A 21,390-nucleotide genomic window follows, 5' to 3' on the forward strand; every position below is an offset into this window, starting at 1 on the left:
GGCGCAGGCGCGGGCTACAAGGGGCGGCGCCAGGCCGTCAACGACGCTTCCACGTGCCCGATTTCGTCCGCCGTCATCCCGGCTGCGTCGTAGTAGCGCCGGCGCTCTGCCGCCACTTCCAACACCCGGTCCAGGATGCCGCGCGCGACGGCTTCGGAACGCAGGCCGAAGCGCCGGTATTCGCTCAGGCAGTTCTGGAAAGAGCTTTCCCGGCCGGCCGCGCCGATGTGCAGGTAGTGCCTGGCGGAGCCTTCCTGCGTGACCACGTCGAACAAGGGCGACAGGCGGTACGTCTGCGCGCCCTCGTCCTTGAGAAAGCCGACGTTCTTCAGGTGGTCGTCGGTGTTGTGCACGGCCACGTTGAGGATCATGCGCGCGTACAGCTCCTTCAGGTCCTGCACCGGATTGGACGAGATGCGGCGGACGACGTCGGCCAGCCGGGCGTAGGAATACGTGGCCTTGCCGCGCGCTCCATCCAGTTCGCGCTTGCCGATCTGCGCCGACGGGCTGATGAGCGAGGCGCCGCTGAGGAAGTGGCGGCGGGCGACGGCCGCGGCCATGCCCGGCCCGGCCGGCAGCTGTTCGCGATCGAAGCGGTGCGTGAGCAGCACGGCGCCCAGGTGCGTTTCGACCAGGCGGATCTCGGGCACCCTTAGGCCGATGTCCCGCGCCATCTGCAGGTTGGCGTACTCGACCCGCTGGCGGTCGTAGGAATCCCCCTTGCGCGGAAACTTGGCGATCCACATTTCGCCCCGCTCGTCGCGCACGATGGTCTTGGGGCGCGCCCCGCCGATGTCCCAGGAACTGCCCAGGATGTCGCGGTACAAGCCCTTGGGCTTGACGCCCTGGTCGATGTCGGTAAGCAGGTCGGCAAGCGATTCCAGCTGGCCGAGTTCGGGCAGGCGGTAGGTCTTGCGCATGTTCGGGGTGAGCTGGCGGGCGCTGAAGAACAGCGCGCCCACGCCCATGCCGCGGCCCTTGAGCAGCACTTCGTCCTCGGTCACGCGCGCGCCGGCGTTGTCCACGCGCATGACGTTGCGGCCCCAGGCGTCGGGTGCGGCGTCGAAGATCGCGCCCAGCGTTTCGTAGCGGCTTTCGGTGCGGAAGGTGGTGCGCGCATCGACCAGCGGCAGATTCAGCGGATCCAGCGCAAAGGCGCGCGGGTCGTTCACATAGGACTGCACATAGGTGAACTCGGCGTAGAAATGGTTTTCGTCCGAGTCGTCCAGCGTCAACAGTCCGGCCAGCACCGCCTCGCCGCGTATGTCTACGTAGACATACAGCTCGCTTTCCACTGATTTGTGTTTTCTGGTTGGCACGATAGACCGACGCTACAGCTGGGTGGGATCGGCGCGATGCGCGGCCGGCGTCTTGCGGGTGCCGCGGCTGGGCCGGCGCACCGCGTCCAGGCGCTTGCCCACGCCGTCCAGGTCGGGGTCGCCCAAGGCGTAGACCTGATCCGCATAGCCGTACTGCAGCAAGGCTTCGATGGCCAGCGCCAGGGACACGCCGCCGTCGCCGCGCTCCAGGCGCGTGACGGTGGCGCGTGACACGCCCATGCGGGCGGCGAGCGTCGATTCCGTTTCGGCGCGGCGCAGCCTGGCCGTGCGGATGTTGGCGCCGATCCGGGCGAGCGCCGCAGCCGCATCGAAGCTGGGTTCGATTTTCTTTTTCATGACTTGATAATAGTGCTTTAGTTGCTGTTTTGCACTATTAGTGAGTCATTTTTACCCGTCTAGGTTCAGAGTATTAATGGAGCATAAATAATAGATATGCATCATTAATGAGGCATATCTATACCACCACCGCTTGCTCCAGGCGCAGTCCGCCGCGCGCGGTGTCCAGCGTCACCTGCGCGCCCAGAGGCAAGGTCAGGTTGGGATCGCCATGGCCGCTGGGCCATGCGGCCAGCACCGGAATGCCGCGCGAGCGGAACTGGTCGAGTATCAGCGGGTACAGCAGCCCCTGCGCCTGGGCATCGTCGCCGGGCACCCCCAGGATGCGGGTGAAGTTGCCGACCAGCACGCCCTTGAGACCGTCGAACTTGCCGGCCGCGGCCAACTGGCTCAACAGCCGGTCGATGCGGGGCAAGGCCTCGTTGACGTCCTCGATGAAGAGAATCGCGCCGCTCGTGTCGATTTCGTGATCGGACCCGATCAGCGCGCCGATCAGGGCCAGGTTGCCGCCGATCAGCCGTCCGGTGGCGGTGCCAGGAATGAGCTCCGTGGCGCTTGCATATGCAGGCGGCATGATCCAAGCCCCCTGCCCGACCTGGCCGCTGACCATGGACAGCAAATGCGACTCGGTGGGCTCGCGCTTGCCGGCCAGCAGGTCCTGCGCCAGCATCGGCCCATGAAACGTGACGAAGCCGGCGCGGCGCTGCATGGCCAGGTGCAGCGCGGTGATGTCGCTATAGCCGATAAAGGGCTTGGGGTGGCGGCGCAGAAGATCGAAGTCCAGCTGGTCCAGCAGGCGCCAGGAGCCGAAACCGCCTTGCAGGCACCACACGGCGCCGATATCGGGCGCCGCGAATGCCGCGTGCAGGTCGGCCAGGCGGTCGGCGTCGGCCCCCGCCAGATAGTCATAGGGGGCGTCCAGCCGCGAGCGCGAAGCAGGCATGACTTGCGGCACATAGCCGCGCGCCAGCAGCCATTCGGCCGCCTCGTCCGCGGCATCCAGCGCGGCGGACGCTGGCGCCACGATGGCGATGCGCGCGCCGGGCTTGAGCGCGGGCACGGGCACGGCCGCGCCGCTGGCAAGCGGGGGCGCGGCGGGTCCGGGCTTGGCCGATTGCGGCGCGCGGCGCGGCGGCTTGGGAGCCGCGCAGCCGGCCAGCGCGGCGGACAGGCCCAGGCCTGCCGCAGTGATCAGAAAACGTCTGCGTGCGGAGCCGGGCTCCGGCCGCGGGCCTTGCGGCGCATGTTCCATGGTCATCCCTGCTGGCATCAGAAGCGTTCGTAATCCAGGCGGTAGCGCCACTGCCCGAGGGCCAGCCCCGCCATGGGCAGGCGGCCGATGCGGATGCGGCGCAGGGCCTGCAGGCGCAATCCAAACGCATCGCAGGCGTATTCGATGAAGCCGGGCGCGGCCGTCTTCAGGGCGAAGCGCAGGTGGGTCTCGTTCTGCCAGCTGACCTTCATGGGTGTGGCGGCGCGGCCGCCGTAGGCCATGCCGCGCTGCAGGCGCGCCAGGTCGGCGGCGCTGAGCTGGCCGGACACCTGGGCCACGTACTCCTGCTCCACGTAGCGCCCCTCTTCCACCAGCTTGCGCGCCACCGGGTATTCCTGCGTGTAGACGATCAGGCCGCTGGCGGCTCGTTCCAGCGGCGTGACGAGCTTCAGGCCGTTGAACATGCGCTGCAGATAGCGCTGGCCCGACCGGTCGCCAGGCATCAGGTTCTCGGGCAGGATCAGGTCGCGCGCGGAGCCGGGCTCGTCATTGGCGTAAAGGCCGGCGGGCTTGTGCAGCAGGATGGTCACGGGCCGCGCGTCTTCCAGGCGCGCGCCGGGCAGCAGGCCGACGGACTGGCCGGGCGAGACCCGGAATCCGGGCTCTTCGACCCGCTTGCCGTCCACGGCGGCCCAGCCGCCTTCTATATAGCGTTCCGCATCGCCGCGCGAGCAGGACAGTTCGGCGGCCAAGCGCTTGGCCAGGCGTACGCTTTCGCTCATCGCGCCACCGCCTTGCGCGAGGAAGCCATGGGATCGGGGTGAACGGAAAAGCCGCCTTGGAGCGGCGCCAGAGGGTGCATCGTCATGAGGTATTGCCGGGTGTTGCCAGGAAAGCGGGCCAGGAGCCCGCGACGTGAGGCAGATGTTACGCCCTTCCCTGGCATGCTGCCCGGCACACGCCGGGTCGGGGCCGTTCAAGGCGCCGGCCGTTCAGACCGGCGGAAATCCGGCACGTTCGGCGGGCGTCTCGATGGGATCGGCCTCGGCGCCCAGCGCGGCGGGCGGCGGCACTTCGTCGATCCAGGCCTTGAGCAGCGTATGGGTCACCGCCAGGATCACCGGACCGATGAACAGCCCCACGATGCCGAAGGCGAACAATCCGCCCAGCACGCCCACCAGGATCAGCAGCAAGGACAGGTTGACCCCGCGCTTGATGAGCAGCGGCCGCAGCAGGTTGTCCAGCATCGCCACCAGCACCGCCCAGACCAGCAGCACCGCGGCCGCCAGCTTCATGTCGTTCTGGAACAGCCAGACCACGCCGGCCAGCATGGGCAGGAAAGGCCCCAGCTGGGCCAGGCACAGCATCACCATCAGCGCGGTGAGGATGCCGGCGGCGGGCACGCCCGCGATCCACAGGCCCAGGCCGCCCAGGCCGGACTGCACCACGGCGGTGACGACGATGCCCAGCGCCACGGCGCGTATCGCCTGCCCGGCAAGCTTGACCGCCGCCAGGCCGCGCTGGCCCGCCAGCCGGTTGAAGAAGCGGCGCACGAAATCGACCGCCACTTCGCCCTTGGTATAGAGAATGCTGGCCACGACCACCGTGATCAGCATGTGCATCATGAAGGCGCCGACGATGGCGGCATGTCCCAGCAGCCAGGCCGCCGCGCTGGTCAGATAGGGTTCCAGCCTGGCCAGCAGGCCGCCGGCGCCGGCGTCGGACAGGGTCTGCCATTCCTGCGCGATCTTGGGACCGACCAGCGGAATGCCATGGACCCAGGCGGGCGGCGCCAGCAGCGCATAGTCGGGCAGGCTCTTGACCGCGGCCATGATCGCGCTGCTGTGCAGCGCCAGGGTCGAGATCACCTCATACAGGGGCAGCACGATGACGAACAGCAGGATGACCAGCATCGTCAGGGTGCCCAGCCAGCGCCGCCCGCCGCAATAGCGCTGGATCGCCAGCATGACCGGCCAGGTTGCCACGACGATGGTGGTCGCCCAGACCAGGCCGGGCAGGAACGGGCGCAGGATGTAGACGCTGCCTGCCATCAGGCCGGCCAGGATGACGATGACAAGAATGATGCGGGCGAGATCGACCGTCTGGCGTGGAAGAGGATTCAACCGCTGCTCCTGATAGGGCCGGCAGCCCTGATGTGTGGCGCATCGATGCCGGCGGGGCTTCTGCCGGATGGGTGCATGCGGATGCGCCTGTGGCGAATTTATCCGAAAATCCCGCGGACATATACCGTGGCGGCCCGCAAGCGGCGCCGCCTCCGGCTAGCGCGGGGCGCCCGCGCCGTCGCCTGCGCCTTGGGCGCGGATCAGCGTATAGGCGATGTAGTACTTGTAGATGTTGCTCACGTACTGCACCGTTTCCCGCCCGATGCGTTCGGCCGCCACGCGCTCGACATTGTCGAACCAGACATTCGGGTCCAGCCCCTTGGCGGCGGCTTCCTTGCGCAGCTGATTGATCCGGCCCGGCCCCGCGTTGTACGCCGCAAAGGCGAACAACCCCCGGTTCAGGTCCGTCATGGGCTCCTTGGCGTAGTACTGGTCGATCATGAAGCGGATGTATTTGACGCCTCCATGGATGTTGTATTCCTCGCGCCGGATATCACCCACCTGCAGCTCCTTGCCGGTGGCCGGCATGATCTGCATGACGCCGATCGCGCCGACCGAGCTCTTGGCGCCCTGGTCCAGCCGGGACTCCTGGTAGCCCTGGGCCATCATCAGCAGCCAGTCGATGTTGTATTGATCGCCGTACTTGCGGAAGAACTCCGCCAGGCGGTGGAATTTTTCGATTTCCTCGGGGTCGGTGGCCGCCTTTACCCACTTCACGGATTTCAGGTACTTGGTCAGCTGCTGGTTGCCAAACGAGGTGCCGACGCGGTTCTTTTCCATGAAGGCGTTGAGCGCCGCCGCGAGCTTGGGCGAATCCTTGCGGAAGGCGAAGGCGATGTCGTTGCCGTTGTCGACTTCCAGGTTTTCATAGACCCGGATCTGCGGGAAGATCTGCTTCCAGAAATTGGCCAGGTAGCGGTCGGCGACGGTGTACTTGACCAGGTCGGCGCTGGCCATTTCCAGGATGTCGTCGGTCTCGAAGGTGCCGGGCGCGTCGCGGATGATGGCGGGCTTCAGTCCCCGGGCCTGCAGGTCCGCGTTCAATTTCTTGACGCTGCCGTGATAGCTGCTGACCGGGTTGATGAAGATCTCCTGCCCGGCCAGGTCGTCCAGCGATTTCAGTTCCGGCGCGCCGGGCGAGGCCACGACGAGCTCGCGCACGCCAGTCGCCAACGGCGTGGAAAAATCCACCAGTTTCTGGCGCTCTTCGGTGACAGTCAGGTTGGCCGCGATGATGTCGCCCTTGCCCGCCAGCAGGTCTGGAATCAGGCGCTCGCGCGAGGTCGGCAGAAACACCACGTACACGCGGATGTTCTTGTTCTTGAGCTGCCGGTTCAGGTCGTTCTCGAACTCGGTCATCATGTCCGCGATGATGCCGCGCTGGGTGCCGCCCTTGTCCAGGAAGTACAGCGTCTTGTTGTAGGGCACCAGCACCCGGACCTGGCGGCGCTTGACCATGCCGTCGAAGTCCCCGGTCCAGGGCTTCATGTTGTAGGCCAGCGCCAGCGGGTCGGCTTTGCCCTTTGCCGGCTGGGCGTGCCCAGCCAAGGGAGGCAACCACAGCAACAGCGCGCAAAGCATCGAGGCAATCACGCGAAATGACATAGTTCCTCCGGCAGGCCCGGTTACTGCGGCACCTGATATATGCCGCGCGGCGAGGCGCGTTGCGCGCCCTGCCGTGTCTACAACAATATCGGGCGGCCAGGGTTCATGCAATGCATTCCTTCAATGCGAACGCCGGTCCGAAAGGCCTCTAGGGCTGGGCAGGCTCCGGCGGCACATGCCCCGGGTCCTGCCGCTGGATTTGCGCCATCAGGTGCCGGGTCAGTTCGCCCAATTGTTCGTCCTTCCCCTTCAATTGCGCCAGGTAGTCGGACGCCCGTTGTTCAGCGGTTGCGAGCCGCGATTCCAGCGCCCCCTGGCGTTCATGCGCAGCCTCCCGGGCAGTGTCGGCCGCGGCCTGCTCCGCTTGCTGGCGCGCTTGCAGGGCCAGGGCTTCGGCGCGCAGGGCCTGCGCGTCCTGTTCCGCCTGGCGGCGCTGATCCTGTTCCTGTTCCAGCGCCTTGCGCGCCTGCGCGGCCTGCTGCTGGCTGGCGGCCTGCGCGTCATCCAGCCGCGCCTGCAGGCGCTTGACCGCGCTGCGTTCGCTGTCCAGCTCGTTCAACCAGCGGCGTTCGTGGGCGGTGTGGCGGGTCTCCAGCGCGTCGATTGCCTGGGCATGCTGGGCGCGGATCTTGTCGCCTTCCGCCAGGGCGGCCTGGGTGGCGTTGCGCGCGTCTTCCAGTTGCAGCTGGACGCGCTTGAGCTGTTCGTCGCGCTGCCGCAGTTGCTGTTCGGCCGCTTGCAGCCGGTCTTCGGCGGCGGCCAATTGGGACGTGGCCACCCTGAGCGTTTCCTGCAGATCCTGTTCGCGATGCGCGAGCTGGGCTTCGCGCTGTTGCAGCTGTTCCGCATCTGACGCCAATTGCTCCCCTTCCCGCGCCAGCTCTTCCCAGCGGCCGCGGTAGGTTTGCTCCTGTTGGGCGCGCGCTTCGGACAAGGCGGCTTCCCAGAAATGGGCAGCCGCCTGGGCCACCGGGTCGGGCACGGCCGCGGGCGCGGCAAAGGCGCCAGGATCCTTGATGCGCGCGCCCAGCGACCTGAACCAGGTTTCCAGATACGGGCTGACCGTATTGGGCGAACCCCGCCCGATCTTTTGCCGCACGCGTTCGATGGTGGGCCGCGCGCCCTCCAGCAGCAAGGCGTCGGCGGCGGTCCAGACGTCGGTTTCGGTAATTCCGGTGGCCATGCGCTTGCTCCGTGCCCGATTTGGCATCTGTAGGATAATTACCCGCGATAATGGAACCTTATCGTGAGTATTTCGATATTTATGTTAGATATCATACAGCATACATAATAATATGTATGGAATAAGATTTTAGACCCTAGCCCGACCATGAATCCGCTGAAATTGCAGGCGCCGCTGCCCGCGCTGAACCCGCTCACCCTGGACGCCCAGGCCGACGCCGCGGCCAGCGCCCTGATGCGTGAAGGCAGCTCGGCCAACACGGTCGCCAGCTACCGCGCCGCCATCCGCTACTGGACCGCCTGGTTCGAGCTGCGTTACTCCCGCCCCTTTGCCCTGCCCTTGCCGGAAGCCGCCGTCATCCAGTTCGTGGTCGACCATGCCCAGCGTTCGACCGAACAGGGCCTGAAATGGGAATTGCCGCTGGCGCTGGACCAGGAGCTGGTGCGGCTGAAGGCCAAAGGCAGGCTGGGCGCGCCCAGCCTCAACACGTTGTTGCAGCGGATCTCGGTGCTGTCCAAGGCGCACGAGCTGCACGGCCACGCCAACCCCTGCCGCGCGGCCGCGGTGCGCGAATTGCTTGCCCGGACGCGCCGCGCCTATGCCCGGCGCGGCGTGGCGCCCGCCAAGAAGGTGGCGCTGACGCGCGAGCCGCTGGAGGCCATGCTTGCGACCTGCGACGACTCTCTGCGCGGACTGCGCGACCGCGCCCTGCTGCTGTTCGCCTGGGCCAGCGGCGGGCGCAGGCGCTCCGAGGTCGTGCGCGCCACGATGGAAAACACGCGCCGGACAGCCGATGGTTTTCTATTTGCGCTGGCCCATTCCAAGACCAACCAGGCGGGCGCCGCCCGCGCCAACGACCAGAAGCCCATCGTCGGCGTGGCCGCGCGGGCGCTCGACGCCTGGCTGCGCGCTAGCGGCATCACCCAGGGTCCGCTGTTCCGGCGTGTGCGGCGCGGCAATGTGCTGGGCGAGCCGCTAGCCGCCGCGGCGCTGCGGGACATCGTGCAGGAACGCTGCCGACTGGCCGGCCTGGAGGGCGAGTTTTCAGCGCACAGCCTGCGTTCCGGCTTCGTGACCGAGGCCGGACGGCGCAACGTGCCGCTGGGCGACACCATGGCCATGACCGGGCACGCCAGCGTGGCCACCGTCATGGGCTACTTCCGCGCGGGCGCCGCCGCCGAATCGCCGGCGGCCCGCCTGCTGGATGAGCCGGATGCCCCGCGCGGGTAAAATCCCGCGCACTCGCCGCAACCCGAACCCTGCCCGACACGATCTTCATGCGAATCAACCTACGCGGGCTGGTGCTTGCGCTCACCGTATTCAGCGCGCTTGCCGCGACCGCCAACGCGCTGTACGCCAGTTATCGCGTGCAGCGCGAACAGCTCATCGCCAATACGCTGGAAGCCAATCGGGTCTACGCCGCCAAGCTGGCCGAGAGCGCCGACACGTTCCTGGATTCGGCGCTGCAGCAGCTGGAGTACAGCGCCCGCCACGTCGCCTGGCGCTTCGATGAGCCGGAACTCCTGAACGCCGAGGTCGCGCGCCTGCGCGATCAGACGGACAGCTTCAACTCGGTCGCCATCATCCGCGCCGACGGCGTCATGGTGGCCGCCAGCCAGGCCATCCGCAGTTTCCAGGGAACACGGGTCGACAACGCCGGCAGCCGCATGGCGCTGCAGACGCGCAAACCCTTGATCAGCAAGCCCTATGTGTCGGTCGCCGGCAACCTGCTGATCAACGTTTCGTACCCCATCCATACGCAGGCAGACGTCTACCTGGGCTACGTGTCGGGCACCATCTATCTGCGCAACGAAGGCGCCCTGCATAATCTGCTGGGCAAGCATCCCTACCAGGACGGTTCCTATCTGTATGTGGTGGATGGCGAGGGGCGGCTGATCTATCACGCCGAGAATGCGCGCGTCGGCGAGGACGTCAGCAGCAATCCGGTGGTGGCCGCCGTGATGCGCGGCGAAGACGGCGCGCAGCGCCTGGTCAATACGCGCGGGGTGGACATGCTGGCCGGCTATGCCCACGTCTCGCGCAGCGGCTGGGGCGTGATCGCCCAGCGTCCCGCGCTGGCCACGCTGGAACCCTTGCACGATCTCCTTTGGGCGCTGATCCGCTACGCGGCGCCCTTCGCCCTGCTGTTCCTGCTGGCCATCTGGTGGTGCGCGCGCAAGATTTCGCAGCCGCTGTCGCAACTGGCGACCAATGTCGAACACCGCGACATGGCCGTGGCGATGCAGCGGGTGCGCTCGGTGAAGGCCTGGTACTTCGAGGCTCAGCGCCTCAAGCTGGCCGTGATTCGCAGCTACAGCAATCTGCAGGACAAGATCGGCAAGCTCAGCCAGGCCAGCATCACCGATCCCCTGACCGGGTTGCGCAACCGGCGCGGCACGCGGCAGGCGGTGGACGATCTGCAGGCGGCCGAAACGCCCTTCGCCGTGATCGCGCTGGATATCGACCACTTCAAGCGGGTCAACGATACCTACGGCCACACGGCGGGCGACGCCGTGATCCAGGGCGTGGCGCAGTTGATGCGGGACTGTTCGCGCCCGACCGACATACTCTGCCGCAACGGCGGCGAGGAATTCCTGATCCTGCTGCCCGGCGTGGGCGTGAAAGAGGCGGCGGGCATGGCCGAACGCCTGCGCAAGAAGACGGAGGCGCACCGCCTGAGCGGTGCGCTGGAGATCACGGTATCAGCTGGCGTGGCGCATTGGCCGGCGGGCGGCGCGGATGTGGAGATGGTCTTCCAGGCCGCCGATGCCGCGCTGTACACGGCCAAGCAGCAGGGGCGCAACCAGGTGGTGACGCACGCGGCCTAGCGCCTCTGCCCCGCAGGGCCGGACATTCAAGCCCTGCGGGGGACTGCCTCAGACATCCTGGTCTTCGGCCGGGTCGGCGTCCGCGGCAGCGGCCTTGATGTCCGCTTCCTTATTGGTCTCGGGCGCCTTCCAGTCCAGGGGCGGAATCTCGAATTGCCACTTCTTGCCTGCGAGTTGATGGGACATGAACGTTCTCCTGTTCAGGGCGCATGGCTTTCCCCCGCCCAAAGCGCAATGCCGGGATTTCGTGCGTGCCATGGATGCGGATCCAATGGGAACCACCGGGCGCGGGGGGCATGCGCGCAGGCAACGCAAACGAAAATGGCGGCCGCAGCCGCCAGCGACTTACAAAATTCCGGCATTTGGTTTTATTGTGGTTTTGCCGAAAGATGTTGTATTTTAGCACTAAATTGCCTGAAATAGCAAGCGGTGTGCGTGCGGCCGCCATCGCCGGCGATGGCGCCCCGGCGCGACGGCGTAAACAATGGCGCAAACGCCCCGGATTGTGACGCGATCGCCACTGCCGCTTCTGGATGGGTCTCCCTACACTGGATACGCCAATTGCCAGGAGACACCCGTGACCCACCCTTCCATCGAAGGCGGCTGCGATTGCGGCGCCGTCCGCTACCGCCTCGCCAGCCCGCCCATGTTCGTGCACTGCTGCCATTGCACCGTATGCCAACGGCACTCCGGCACCGCCTTTGCGATGAACGCGGTGATCGAATCCGACCGCGTGCATAAGCGGCATGGCGCAGTACGCCGCCACCCGGCGGAAAAGGACGCCAACGATGGCAAGACCGTCGTGGTTGTACGCTGCGCGGCCTGCCTCGGCCTGTTGTGGAGCCATCACCCGGGCTATGGCGAAACGGTGGCGCTGATCTACGCAGGCACGCTGGACCGAGCCGCCGATTTCCCGCCGGGCGCGCATTGCTTCGTGCGTTCCAAGCACCCGTGGGTGGGCATCCCGGACGACATGCCGGCGGCCGAGGAGTTCTACGACATGGATGCCTGCTGGCCCGAGGCCGCCAAGCAGCGCCTGGACGCAGCCCTGGCCGGCAGCCCGCGCAAGCCCTGGACGCCCAAGGGTTGACAACACCAGCGCGCAGACGCCCTTCGCGTCGATGCAAAGCGCGGCCGCGCGCCGCGCAACACCCCTGCCCGCAATGCTCGCGCGCCTAGGGATTTCCCCCGTTTTTGCCGAAAAAACACCTGTTTCGCGTATTGCCCTTGCGCCTGAAAGGTGAACGGAAGTTTGAATTCCTAGACTTCCGCGTTCATTCAAAAGTCAGCTTTTGTTCAGAACGTAGTCAGGCAAAGGCACAACAACGGGAGGACTACAGATGCAATCCAAACGCAGCGCCGCGCGGCGCGAGGCCTGGGCGGCCGGCACGATGATCGTGCTGGGCCTGGGCGCCATCGCGCAGGCATCCACCTACAACATCGGCAGCCTGGCGCGCATGGGGCCGGGGATGTTCCCCGCCATCCTGGGCGTGCTGCTGGTCCTGCTGGGCCTGATGATCGCGCGCATGGCCGCGGCGCCCGCGCCCGTGGAGGAAGACAGCGAAGACGAGGCGCCGCCCGACTGGCGCGGCTGGGGTTGCATCATCGGCGGACTCTTGACCTTCATCCTGGTGGGCAAATACGGCGGCCTGGTGCCCGCGACCTTTGCGCTGGTCTTCATTTCGGCCATGGGCGACCGCCAGCACACGCCGCGCAGCGCGGCGCTGCTGGCCGCCGGCGTCACGGTGCTGGGCGTTGCGGTTTTCTCCTGGGCGCTGCAGCTGCAGTTCCCGCTGTTCCGCTGGGGTTGAACAATGGAAATCTTCAACAACCTGATGCACGGGTTCTCCGTCGCCTTCGCGCTGGACAACCTGATGTGGGCCGTGTTCGGCGTGTTCATGGGCAACCTGATCGGCGTGCTGCCGGGCATGGGCGTGCTGGCCGCGATCTCCATCCTGCTGCCGCTGACCTACACCATGACGCCCACGGCGGCGTTGGTGATGCTGTCCGGCATCTACTACGGCTCGCAGTATGGCGGCGGCATCACCTCCATCATGCTGAACCTGCCCGGCACCGCCTCGCACGCGGTGGCCTGCCTGGACGGCAATCCGCTGGCGCGCAACGGCAAGGCTGGCTCGGCGCTGTTCATGTTGATGTTCTCGTCGTTCTGCGGCGCGTCGGTTGGCATCCTGGCGATGATCCTGTTCTCGCCCATGCTGGTGGACGTGGCCTTCAAGTTCGGCCCCGCCGAATACTTTTCCATGATGATGCTGGGCCTGCTGGCCGGCGCCACCCTGGCCAAGGGCTCGGCAATCAAGGGCGTGGCGATGGTGGTGGTGGGCCTGCTGCTGGGCGTGGTGGGCACCGACGTCAACACCGGCACGATGCGCTTTCACTTCGGCATCCTGGAACTCTCCGACGGCCTGCAGATCGTGGCGCTGGCCATGGGCCTCTTCGGCGTGGCGGACTTCCTGAAGAACATCAACCGCATCGGCGGCGACGCCAAGGTGACCACCGCCAAGATCAGCATGAAGTCGATGCGGCCCGAAGCCGGCGACATCAAGCAATCGCGCGGCGCGCTGGTGCGCGGCACGGCCATCGGCGCGGCCTTCGGCATCCTGCCCGGCACCGGCCCCACCATTGCGTCGTTCATTTCCTATGCGACGGAGAAGAAGGTGGCGCGCGAGCCGCGCCGCTTCGGCCGCGGCGCCATCGAGGGCATCGCGGGGCCGGAAGCGGCCACCAGCGCCTCGACGCAGACCAGCTTCATTCCCACCATGAGCCTGGGCATCCCGGGCGACCCGGTGATGGCGCTGATGCTGGGCGCGTTGATCATCCACGGCATCCAGCCGGGTCCGCAGATGATGGTGGAGCACGCCGACATGTTCTGGGGGCTGATCGCCAGCTTCTGGGTGGGCAATGTGTTGTTGCTGCTGTTGAACCTGCCGCTGATCGGCATGTGGGTGCGGCTGTTGACGGTGCCGTTCCGCTACCTGTTCCCAGCGGCGCTGTTCTTCGTCTGCGTGGGCGTCTACAGCACCAACAACAATCTGTTCGACGTAGCCATGGTGACGCTGTTCGGCGCGGCGGGCTATGCGCTGATCCGTCTGCGCTTCGAGCCCGCGCCGCTATTGCTGGGCTTCGTGCTCGGCCCCATGGTGGAAGAGAACTTCCGCCGCGCCCTGCTGCTGTCGCGCGGCGACCTGGCGATCTTCGTCTCGCGGCCCATCAGCCTGGGCTTCGTGGTGGCGTGCGTGGGGTTGATTGCGCTGCTGGTGGTGTCGGCCATGCGCCAGCGCAAGCACCGCGCGGGCTTGGCGCAAGTGGAATCTTCCGCCTGATCGCAGGGCCGGTCGCGTGGCAGCGGACCGGCCCTGCGGGCCCGGTCCGTGCGCGCATCAGGCATCCGGCGCGGAGAGCGGGCCGGCGCTGTGGCCATCGATATGGCCCAGCGTGCGGCCGGGATCGAGGCGGTCGCGTACGCGCTGCTTCAGTTCCTTGGCCGAGGGGAAGCCGCCATCGCTCTTGCGGTCCCAGATCAGGTCGCCGTTGTAGGTGACCTGGAAGATCCCGCCGGTGCCGGGCTGCAGCACGACCTCGCCCAGATCGGTGGAGAAGGTCGACAGGAGTTCCTGGGCCATCCAGCCGGCGCGCAGCAGCCACTGGCACTGCGTGCAGTAATGGATGACGATGCGGGGACGCAGGGCGGAAGTGTTCATGGTTGGAAGATTCTACGCCGGTTCATGGATAATATCGGGTTTTCCCGGGTCCGCAATGGACCCCGAGTCCTGCCATGAAGTCTGCATTATCCCCTCGCGGCCAACGCTGGCTGATCGGTCTCCTGATGGGGCTGGTCACGCTTACGCCCATGGGCATCGATATCTACCTGCCCTCCCTGCCCGTCATGGCGCAGGACTACGGCCAGCCCGTCACCGCGCTGCAAGCCAGCATCACTTTATTCATCTTCGCCGTGGGCGTGGGGCAGGTGCTGATCGGCCCGCTGGCCGACCGCTATGGCCGCCGGCCCGTGGCGCTGGGCGGCGCGCTGGCCTATCTGCTGGGATCGGCGCTGGGCGCCGCCGCCACCTCGCTGGACGTGTTCTACGCGGCGCGCGTGATCCAGGGGCTGGGTGCGTGCTCGGCGTCGCTGGTGGCCTTTGCCGCGGTGCGCGATTGCTTCAGCCCCGCGGTGGGCGCGCGCGTCTACAGCTATTTGAACGGCGCGCTGTGCACCGTGCCCGCCCTGGCGCCCATGGTGGGCGGCGCGCTGGCCGTGCATGCGGGCTGGCGCAGCACCTTCGTCTTCATGGTGCTGTTCGCCTTGACGCTGGCGGGCTTTCTGGCGGTGCGCTTCGAGGAAACGCGGGCCGCGCCCGCCAAGCCTCAAGGCGCGCTTTACAGCCTGCGCCGTTATGCGCCCATCGTGGCCAGCGGACGCTTTCTCTACTTCGCGGCGTTCGGCATGGCCGGCATGGCGATGATCCTGGTGTTCGTGTCCGCCGCGCCCGTGGTGCTGGTGCAGCAGCTGGGCTATTCCGAGCTGGGTTTCTCCGCCTGGTTCGGCGGCAACGCCGCGATCAACATCGGCGCGTTTTTCCTGGCCCCGGCCTTCATCGCGCGCCATGGCCGCCACACCATGGTGCGCGTGGGCATGGCCGCCCTGCTCGCGGCCGCCGCCATGCATCTGGCCGCGTGGCTGTGGCTGCCCTTGTCGGCCTGGATCTTCATGCTGCCGGTGGCGGTGCTGACCGTGGGCTTTTCGCTGGCGTTGGGCTCCGGACTGAGCCTGGCGCTGGAGCCGTTCGCCGAGCGCGCCGGTACCGCGGCCGCGGTGTATGGCCTGTTCCAGATGAGCGGATCGGCCGTCATCGCCACCGTGCTGCTGGACAGCGGCATGGGGCCGCAAGCGGCGATGGCGCTGATCGGCGCCGCCATCGTCGGGCCGCTGCTGTGCCTGTCGCCCGGCATGGCGCGGCGTCTGGCGGCGGGCTGACGCCGGGCGGCGTATGCCTCTACTATCCAGGGATAGCCCACCCTGGAGACGACATGAATATCGAAGACGCGGCGCAAGAACCGATCCTGGCGCGCCATGCCGAAGGCGGCGTGGTGACGCTGCGCCTGAACCGGCCCGGCCAGTTCAACGCGCTGTCCGAAGGGCTGCTGGCCGCGCTGCAAGCCGAGATCGACGCGCTGTCGCGCGATGCCGGCGTGCGCTGCGTGGTGCTGGAATCCAGCGGCCGGGCATTCTGCGCCGGCCACGACCTGCGTGAAATGCGCAGCCAACCCTCGCTGGACTACTACCGCGACCTGTTCCGGAAATGCGGCGCCGTGATGCAGGGCCTGCAGGCCCTGCCCGTGCCGGTGATTGCCAAGGTGCACGGCATCGCCACCGCGGCGGGCTGCCAGCTGGTGGCCAGCTGCGACCTGGCCGTGGCGGCGGACACGGCGAAGTTTGCGGTCTCCGGCATCAACGTCGGCCTGTTCTGCTCCACGCCCGCCGTCGCCCTGAGCCGCAACGTATCCGCCAAGCGCGCCTTCGAAATGCTGGTGACGGCGCGCTTCATCGATGCCAATGAAGCCAGGGACTGGGGCCTGATCAACGATGCCGTGCCCGAGGCGCAGCTGGACCAGCGCGTGCGCGCAATGGTCGACGACATCCTGGCCAAGAGCCCGACGGCCATCCGCTACGGCAAGCGCATGTTCTACAAGCAGCGGCAGATGGCGTTGGCGGACGCCTACGACTACGCCGGGGACGTGATGGCGCGCAACATGATGGAAGCCGACGCCTGCGAAGGCATAGACGCCTTCCTGCAAAAGCGCCAGCCACGCTGGCAGTCTTAGGCGCGTTGCCCGCAAGGGCGGTTCTGCTATGCCAGCGCCCAGCCGCCGGCCGCGGCCAGCAGCACCACCCAGACGGGCGACCAGCGCGCATAGACCAGCAGGCCGAACAGCAGCAAGGCCAATCCGAAGTCCGCGCGGTCGCGGATGGCGCTGATCCAGACCGGGTCGTACAGGGCCGACAACAGGATGCCCACGACGCTGGCGTTCACGCCCGCGACCAGATTGCGCACGCCCGGACGCCGCCGCAGGCTTTCCCAGAACGGCAGCGCCGCCGCCACCAGCAAGGCGCCAGGCAGGAAGATGGCGACCAGCAGCGCCAGTCCGCCAGCCCAGCCCGACAAGGGGCCGGACGACATCGCGCCCAGGAAGGCGGCAAAGGCGAACAGCGGTCCCGGCATGGCCTGGGCCGCGCCGTAGCCCGCGAGGAAATCCGCATTGGAGACCATGCCACCGGCCACCGAGGCCGATTCCAGCAACGGCAGCACCACGTGGCCGCCGCCGAACACCAGCGCGCCCGCGCGATAGAAGCCGGAGAGCTGCTGCGCCAGCGGCATGCCGCTGATGGCGGCCCAGGCCGGCAAGCCCGCCAGCAACAGCACGAAGAGCGCCAAGGCCGTGTACCCGGCGCGGCGCGACACCTTCAGCGGCTGCACCGCCAAGGCGGGGCGCGGCGGCACCTGCAGCGCTGCCATGCCGGCGATGGCGCCCAGCAGGATCGCGCTCAACTGCCCCAGCGTCGTCGGCATCAGGATGGTGATGAGCGCCGCCGCCACCGCCAGCCCCGCCCGCTCGCGGTCGGGACAGAGCGAACGCCCCATGCCCCAGACCGCCTGCGCGATGATGGCCACCGCCGCGATCTTCAAGCCATGGATGGCGCCCGAGGCGGACAGCCAGCCGAACTGCGCCAGCCCCAGCGCGAAGAGAATCAGGGCGATAGCGGTGGGCAGAGTGAACGCCACCCAGGCCGCCAGCATGCCGGCCCAGCCGGCGCGCTTCAGGCCTATCGCCATGCCGACCTGGCTGCTGGCCGGCCCCGGCAGGAACTGGCACAGCGCCACCAGGTCGGAGTAGGCGTAATCGTCCAGCCAGCGCCGGCGCTCGACGAATTCCGTGCGGAAGTACGCCAGATGCGCCACCGGCCCGCCGAAGGACGTCAGCCCCAGGCGCAGGAAAACCAGGAAGACTTCCAGACAGGAGCCCCGGCCGGGCTGCTCGCGGGTGGAAGTGGCGGGCTTGCTGGCGACGTGTTCGTCTTGATGGGGAGGCAGCGGCGGCATGGGATTCGGGCTTCTTCGGCAGGCGGGGCATGAGGGTCCGGCCCCCGCCCCATGCTTATAGCCGGGCGGCGTGGCGGATTCAACCGCCTGAACGGGCCGGGCCATATGGCCGGTTTACCTCGACGCCCCGCCGCGCTTCAAACAACTTTACAAATACCGTACAAATATCGGCGACTGTGCCTGTTGCGGCCCGATAGCATCCCAGGTCCCCAGTTCAGGTCCAGATCCCCAATGCTCAAGTTTGCGATTCGCATCTTCGTGGTCGCCGCTATCGGTTACATCGCGGGATCGCAGCTGGTGCAGCGCAGCCTCGAGTATCTGCTGGACCCGCTGAGCGCGGACCTGTCGTACCAATCTGTCCGGGGGCAGATCCACGCATTGCGCAAGGAACTGGACGACCTCGAACCCGGCGCGCGGGCGGATTACCTGCGCGACGAGATACAGCCGCACTACGGCCTGGGACTGAACCTGCTCACGGACGCGCAAGCCCAGCCCACGGCAGCGGAACGGCAGCAGCTGGCCACCGCCGGCTTCATCATGCGCGACGACTACAACGTCTACGTCGCTCCCCTGCCCGGCGAACCCAGCCAGTGGCTGGAGTTGAGCCTGCCGCGCGCGCCGCGGGCCGTTGAAAGATGGATCACGATAGCCGCCTGGGCCGCGCTCAGCCTGATCGTGGGCATCATCCTGCTAGTGCTCTGGGCCCTGCCCTTGTGGCGCGACCTGGACCGGCTGCGCAACGCCACGCTGCGCATGGGCCAGGGCGAACTCGGCGCGCGGGTGCGGCTGTCGCGCCTGGCCGGCATGCGGCACGTGGGCGAAAGTTTCAACCAGATGGCCGAACGCATCTCGGCGCTGGTCGAAAACCAGCGCAGCCTGACCAATGCCGTCTCGCACGAGTTGCGCACGCCGCTGGCGCGCCTGTCCTTCGAGGTCGCCCTGTTGGGCCAGGACCAGCACCTGCCCAGGCGGCTCCAGATTCTGCGCGACATGCAGGCCGACATCTGCGAACTGGAAACGCTGGTGGCCGAACTGCTGGTCTACGCGCGGCTCGAGCGCCCCGCCGACGACACCGTCAGGCTGGAAACCGTGGACACATGCGATTGGCTGGGCGAAGCCCTGGCCCAAGTGGCGCACCAGGCCGAGGCCCGCGGCATCCAGTGCCATGTGCACCGCGACTATCCGCCGCGCGTGCGGCTGCATCCGCGCTACATGAGCCGGGCCTTGCTGAACCTGGTGCAGAACGCGGTGCGTTACGCCAGCCGCCACGTGGAGGTCAGGCTCAGCCAGTGCCCTGCGGGCGGCTTCGAGCTGATCGTGGACGACGACGGCGGCGGCATCGCCCCGGCCGACCGCGCCCGCGTGTTCGAACCCTTCATCCGGCTGGACGAAAGCCGCGACCGCGGCACCGCCGGCGCGGGCCTGGGCCTGGCCATCGTCTGGCGCGTGGCCGCGAACCACGGCGGCGGCATCGAGATCCACGATAGCCCGCTGGGCGGCGCCCGTTTCGTGCTGCGCTGGCCGGCCTGAGTCTGGCAGGGGCCGCAGCGCTCCCGCCATGGCCCAGGTCGAAACACCATTTATGGCACTACCGTGCTGGGCCAAGTTGCCTCATGCTGTCGTCACGAGATTCCCCTCGGCAATACGTATCGAATAGGTAGCAACATGAGCCAGCGTTTGAATTATTTCCAGGTGTCCGAGGAACAGTCCAGGAAGTACCTGGAATTCAGCATGTCGCTGAAGAAAACCCCTATCGTGCAGGAGGTCGGCGAACTGGTGGATATCCGCGCCTCGCAGATCAACGGCTGCGGCTTCTGCCTGGACATGCACGTCAAGCAGGCCAGGATCGCCGGCGAGCGCGAATTGCGCCTGCATCACATCGCCATCTGGCGCGAGTCCACGCTGTTCTCGCCGCGCGAGCGCGCGGCGCTGGCCTGGACCGAAGCCGTCACCACCCTGTCGGCGCAGGGCGTTTCGGATGCGGCCTATGAAGAGGCGCGCGAGCACTTGTCCGAAAAGGAAATCTCGGACCTGACCCTGCTGGTGGTCGGCATCAACGGCTGGAACCGGCTGAACGTGGCGTTCCGCACCGTGCCGGGCTCGGCCGATGCGGCTTACGGCCTGGACAAGGCCGGTTTGAACTAGGCCTGCATCAGCCGCAGTATCCGCAGGCCCAATTCACGGGCCTGCGCCTGCGTAGCGATATTGGTAAAGCTGAGCAGCAGCGCAGATTGCTGCCGCGGCGTGGCGCACCAGCGCGACAATGCGCCCGCATACATGCCCTGCTCTTCCATCCGCCCGGCCAGGACCACGTCGATTTGGCCATCGTCCAGACGCGCCACCAGATGCATGCCGCCCGGCTGCGGCTCGATCCGCAGGCGCTGCCCCAGCGCCGCGTCCAGGCCCTCCACCGTCGCGGCGCGCCGTTCCGCGTACAGCTTGCGCATGCGCTGGATATGGCGGCCGAAATGGCCTTCGGCCATGAAGGCGCTCAATATCGCCTGCGTCAGGCCCGGCGCCCCGCCCGCCTGCAGCCGCGCGGACTGCGCGAAGCGTCCTGCCTGCGCCTCGGGCACCACCAGGTAGGCCAGCCGCAAGCCGGGAAACAGGACCTTGCTGAAGGTGCCCGCATATAGCACCCGGCCTTGCGTATCCAGGCTCTTCAAGGCTGGCAGCGGGCGGCCGACGTAGCGGTACTCGCCGTCGTAGTCGTCCTCCACGATCCAGGCGCCACGGCGTTCGGCCCAGTCCAGCAGCGCCTGTCGGCGCGGCAAGGACAGCGACATGCTCAAGGGGCTTTGATGGGCCGGCGTCACCACCGCGCCGCGCGCCCGTCCCGCCCGCTCGATGCCGGCGCTGACCATGATGCCGTCCTGGTCCACCGGCACGGGCACCGGTTCCAGGCGCGCCTGCTCCAGCAGCGCGCGCGTCGGCGGATATCCCGGATCTTCCATCCAGACCTGGTCGCCCGCCTCGAACAGCGTCTGCAGGACCAGCCCCATCGTGCTGTTGTAGCCAGAAGTGATGAACACCTGCGACGGCTGGCAGTGGATGCCGCGCGCCACTTGCAGATAGGCGGCCGTCGCGCTGCGCAGGGCTGGCAGGCCCCCGCTGGGCGGATAAGCCAGGTCCGCGGATTGCAGGCTGCGCAGCTGCCGGGCGCCCAGGCGGGCCCATAGCTTGCGCGGAAACTCGTCCAATGCCGGCAAGCCCATCTGGAACGGCCGCAGGCCCGAAGGCTCGCGCCAGCCCGGGCCATCGCCGGGCGCCTCGGCAGGAAGGGCCGCGGCGGGTGGCGGCGCGTGGGCAGGCTGTACATCGGGCGCCACCACCGTGCCGGCCTGGCCGCGCGCCTGGATGTAGCCCTCCGATGCCAGCAGCGAATACGCCACTTCCACCGTGCCGCGCGCCACGCCCATTTCCTTGGCCAGCGCCCGCGCCGAGGGAATACGGTCGCCCGGCTTGAGCGTGCCCTGGGCGATGGCGCCGCGAAAGCGTTCGTAGACCTGGCGGTACAGCGGCTCCGCGCCGCTGGAGAGCGCGGGCGGGTCCTGCGGCTGAGGCTGCATCATGGCATAGTCAACAATTCATTTTATGGCCCTTCTAATTATGGCATGCGGCTCCTAACATGGCTGTACTCCCTT

Annotated in this window: 20 protein-coding genes; 9 read left to right on the plus strand and 11 right to left on the minus strand. The window is 67.5% G+C overall.

What is annotated here, in order from left to right; all coding sequences use genetic code 11:
* Nucleotides 1-14: 14 nt before the first annotated feature.
* The 7 genes from BRO63_RS15155 to BRO63_RS15185 form a co-directional block, all read right to left on the minus strand.
* The gene (locus BRO63_RS15155) at nt 15-1,295 is read right to left on the minus strand and encodes a type II toxin-antitoxin system HipA family toxin (protein WP_256943316.1); all 1,281 of its coding nucleotides are present in this window, start codon (nt 1,293-1,295) and stop codon (nt 15-17) included.
* 36 nt (nt 1,296-1,331) lie between these two features.
* Complete coding sequence (locus BRO63_RS15160) at nt 1,332-1,676, minus strand: helix-turn-helix transcriptional regulator (protein WP_088140555.1); 345 nt, start codon at nt 1,674-1,676, stop codon at nt 1,332-1,334.
* 118 nt (nt 1,677-1,794) lie between these two features.
* Nucleotides 1,795-2,736 carry a S66 peptidase family protein gene (locus BRO63_RS15165; RefSeq protein WP_088140767.1) on the minus strand — a complete coding sequence of 314 codons (942 nt, stop codon included), beginning with the start codon at nt 2,734-2,736 and terminating at the stop codon, nt 1,795-1,797.
* Between the two features lie 209 nt (nt 2,737-2,945).
* Nucleotides 2,946-3,671: an RNA pseudouridine synthase gene (locus tag BRO63_RS15170; RefSeq protein ID WP_088140556.1), complete on the minus strand. Its 726-nt coding sequence runs from the start codon at nt 3,669-3,671 to the stop codon at nt 2,946-2,948.
* Nucleotides 3,672-3,881: 210 nt separating this feature from the next.
* A complete protein-coding gene (ydiK, locus tag BRO63_RS15175; protein ID WP_088140557.1) occupies nt 3,882-5,012 on the minus strand; it encodes an AI-2E family transporter YdiK in 1,131 nt (376 codons plus the stop codon).
* A 156-nt stretch (nt 5,013-5,168) separates the two neighbouring features.
* Nucleotides 5,169-6,617: a transglycosylase SLT domain-containing protein gene (locus tag BRO63_RS15180; RefSeq protein WP_088140558.1), complete on the minus strand. Its 1,449-nt coding sequence runs from the start codon at nt 6,615-6,617 to the stop codon at nt 5,169-5,171.
* A gap of 148 nt (nt 6,618-6,765) precedes the next feature.
* On the minus strand, nt 6,766-7,800 hold the full coding sequence (locus BRO63_RS15185; RefSeq protein ID WP_088140559.1) for a DNA-binding protein: 1,035 nt from the start codon (nt 7,798-7,800) through the stop codon (nt 6,766-6,768).
* A gap of 147 nt (nt 7,801-7,947) precedes the next feature.
* On the opposite strand from BRO63_RS15185, the gene BRO63_RS15190 reads away from it, so the two are divergent.
* Together BRO63_RS15190 and BRO63_RS15195 are read left to right on the plus strand one after the other, a co-directional pair.
* A complete protein-coding gene (locus BRO63_RS15190; protein WP_088140560.1) occupies nt 7,948-9,030 on the plus strand; it encodes a site-specific integrase in 1,083 nt (360 codons plus the stop codon).
* A 47-nt stretch (nt 9,031-9,077) separates the two neighbouring features.
* Nucleotides 9,078-10,628: a sensor domain-containing diguanylate cyclase gene (locus BRO63_RS15195; RefSeq protein WP_088140561.1), complete on the plus strand. Its 1,551-nt coding sequence runs from the start codon at nt 9,078-9,080 to the stop codon at nt 10,626-10,628.
* A 48-nt stretch (nt 10,629-10,676) separates the two neighbouring features.
* On the opposite strand, the gene BRO63_RS34205 is transcribed toward BRO63_RS15195, so the two are convergent.
* Nucleotides 10,677-10,814, minus strand: a complete 138-nt coding sequence (locus tag BRO63_RS34205; protein ID WP_179215106.1) for a hypothetical protein — start codon at nt 10,812-10,814, stop codon at nt 10,677-10,679.
* A gap of 391 nt (nt 10,815-11,205) precedes the next feature.
* On the opposite strand from BRO63_RS34205, the gene BRO63_RS15200 reads away from it, so the two are divergent.
* The 3 genes from BRO63_RS15200 (at nt 11,206) to BRO63_RS15210 (ending at nt 13,969) form a co-directional block, all read left to right on the plus strand.
* Nucleotides 11,206-11,718: a GFA family protein gene (locus tag BRO63_RS15200; RefSeq protein WP_179215107.1), complete on the plus strand. Its 513-nt coding sequence runs from the start codon at nt 11,206-11,208 to the stop codon at nt 11,716-11,718.
* A gap of 250 nt (nt 11,719-11,968) precedes the next feature.
* Nucleotides 11,969-12,439, plus strand: coding sequence for a tripartite tricarboxylate transporter TctB family protein (locus BRO63_RS15205; protein ID WP_088140563.1), 471 nt, complete (start codon nt 11,969-11,971; stop codon nt 12,437-12,439).
* 3 nt (nt 12,440-12,442) lie between these two features.
* Nucleotides 12,443-13,969 carry a tripartite tricarboxylate transporter permease gene (locus tag BRO63_RS15210; RefSeq protein ID WP_088140564.1) on the plus strand — a complete coding sequence of 509 codons (1,527 nt, stop codon included), beginning with the start codon at nt 12,443-12,445 and terminating at the stop codon, nt 13,967-13,969.
* Between the two features lie 57 nt (nt 13,970-14,026).
* Here the strand turns inward: BRO63_RS15210 and BRO63_RS15215 are convergent, their stop codons facing one another.
* The gene (locus BRO63_RS15215; protein WP_088140565.1) at nt 14,027-14,347 is read right to left on the minus strand and encodes a SelT/SelW/SelH family protein; all 321 of its coding nucleotides are present in this window, start codon (nt 14,345-14,347) and stop codon (nt 14,027-14,029) included.
* Between the two features lie 74 nt (nt 14,348-14,421).
* Between BRO63_RS15215 and BRO63_RS15220 the strand changes: the two genes are divergently transcribed.
* Complete coding sequence (locus BRO63_RS15220) at nt 14,422-15,621, plus strand: multidrug effflux MFS transporter (RefSeq protein ID WP_088140566.1); 1,200 nt, start codon at nt 14,422-14,424, stop codon at nt 15,619-15,621.
* Between the two features lie 53 nt (nt 15,622-15,674).
* Nucleotides 15,675-16,469: an enoyl-CoA hydratase gene (locus BRO63_RS15225; RefSeq protein ID WP_088140567.1), complete on the plus strand. Its 795-nt coding sequence runs from the start codon at nt 15,675-15,677 to the stop codon at nt 16,467-16,469.
* A 26-nt stretch (nt 16,470-16,495) separates the two neighbouring features.
* On the opposite strand, the gene chrA is transcribed toward BRO63_RS15225, so the two are convergent.
* Complete coding sequence (gene chrA, locus BRO63_RS15230; protein ID WP_088140568.1) at nt 16,496-17,746, minus strand: chromate efflux transporter; 1,251 nt, start codon at nt 17,744-17,746, stop codon at nt 16,496-16,498.
* A 231-nt stretch (nt 17,747-17,977) separates the two neighbouring features.
* On the opposite strand from chrA, the gene BRO63_RS15235 reads away from it, so the two are divergent.
* Together BRO63_RS15235 and BRO63_RS15240 are read left to right on the plus strand one after the other, a co-directional pair.
* A complete protein-coding gene (locus BRO63_RS15235; protein ID WP_088140569.1) occupies nt 17,978-19,276 on the plus strand; it encodes an ATP-binding protein in 1,299 nt (432 codons plus the stop codon).
* Nucleotides 19,277-19,411: 135 nt separating this feature from the next.
* A complete protein-coding gene (locus tag BRO63_RS15240) occupies nt 19,412-19,891 on the plus strand; it encodes a carboxymuconolactone decarboxylase family protein (RefSeq protein ID WP_088140570.1) in 480 nt (159 codons plus the stop codon).
* On the opposite strand, the gene pdxR is transcribed toward BRO63_RS15240, so the two are convergent.
* Complete coding sequence (gene pdxR / locus BRO63_RS15245; protein WP_088140571.1) at nt 19,888-21,318, minus strand: MocR-like pyridoxine biosynthesis transcription factor PdxR; 1,431 nt, start codon at nt 21,316-21,318, stop codon at nt 19,888-19,890. The two genes, BRO63_RS15240 and pdxR, sit on opposite strands and share 4 nt — an antisense overlap.
* Nucleotides 21,319-21,390: the final 72 nt, after the last annotated feature.

This window comes from Achromobacter xylosoxidans, assembly GCF_002192695.1.
Classification (GTDB): domain Bacteria; phylum Pseudomonadota; class Gammaproteobacteria; order Burkholderiales; family Burkholderiaceae_B; genus Achromobacter; species Achromobacter xylosoxidans_C.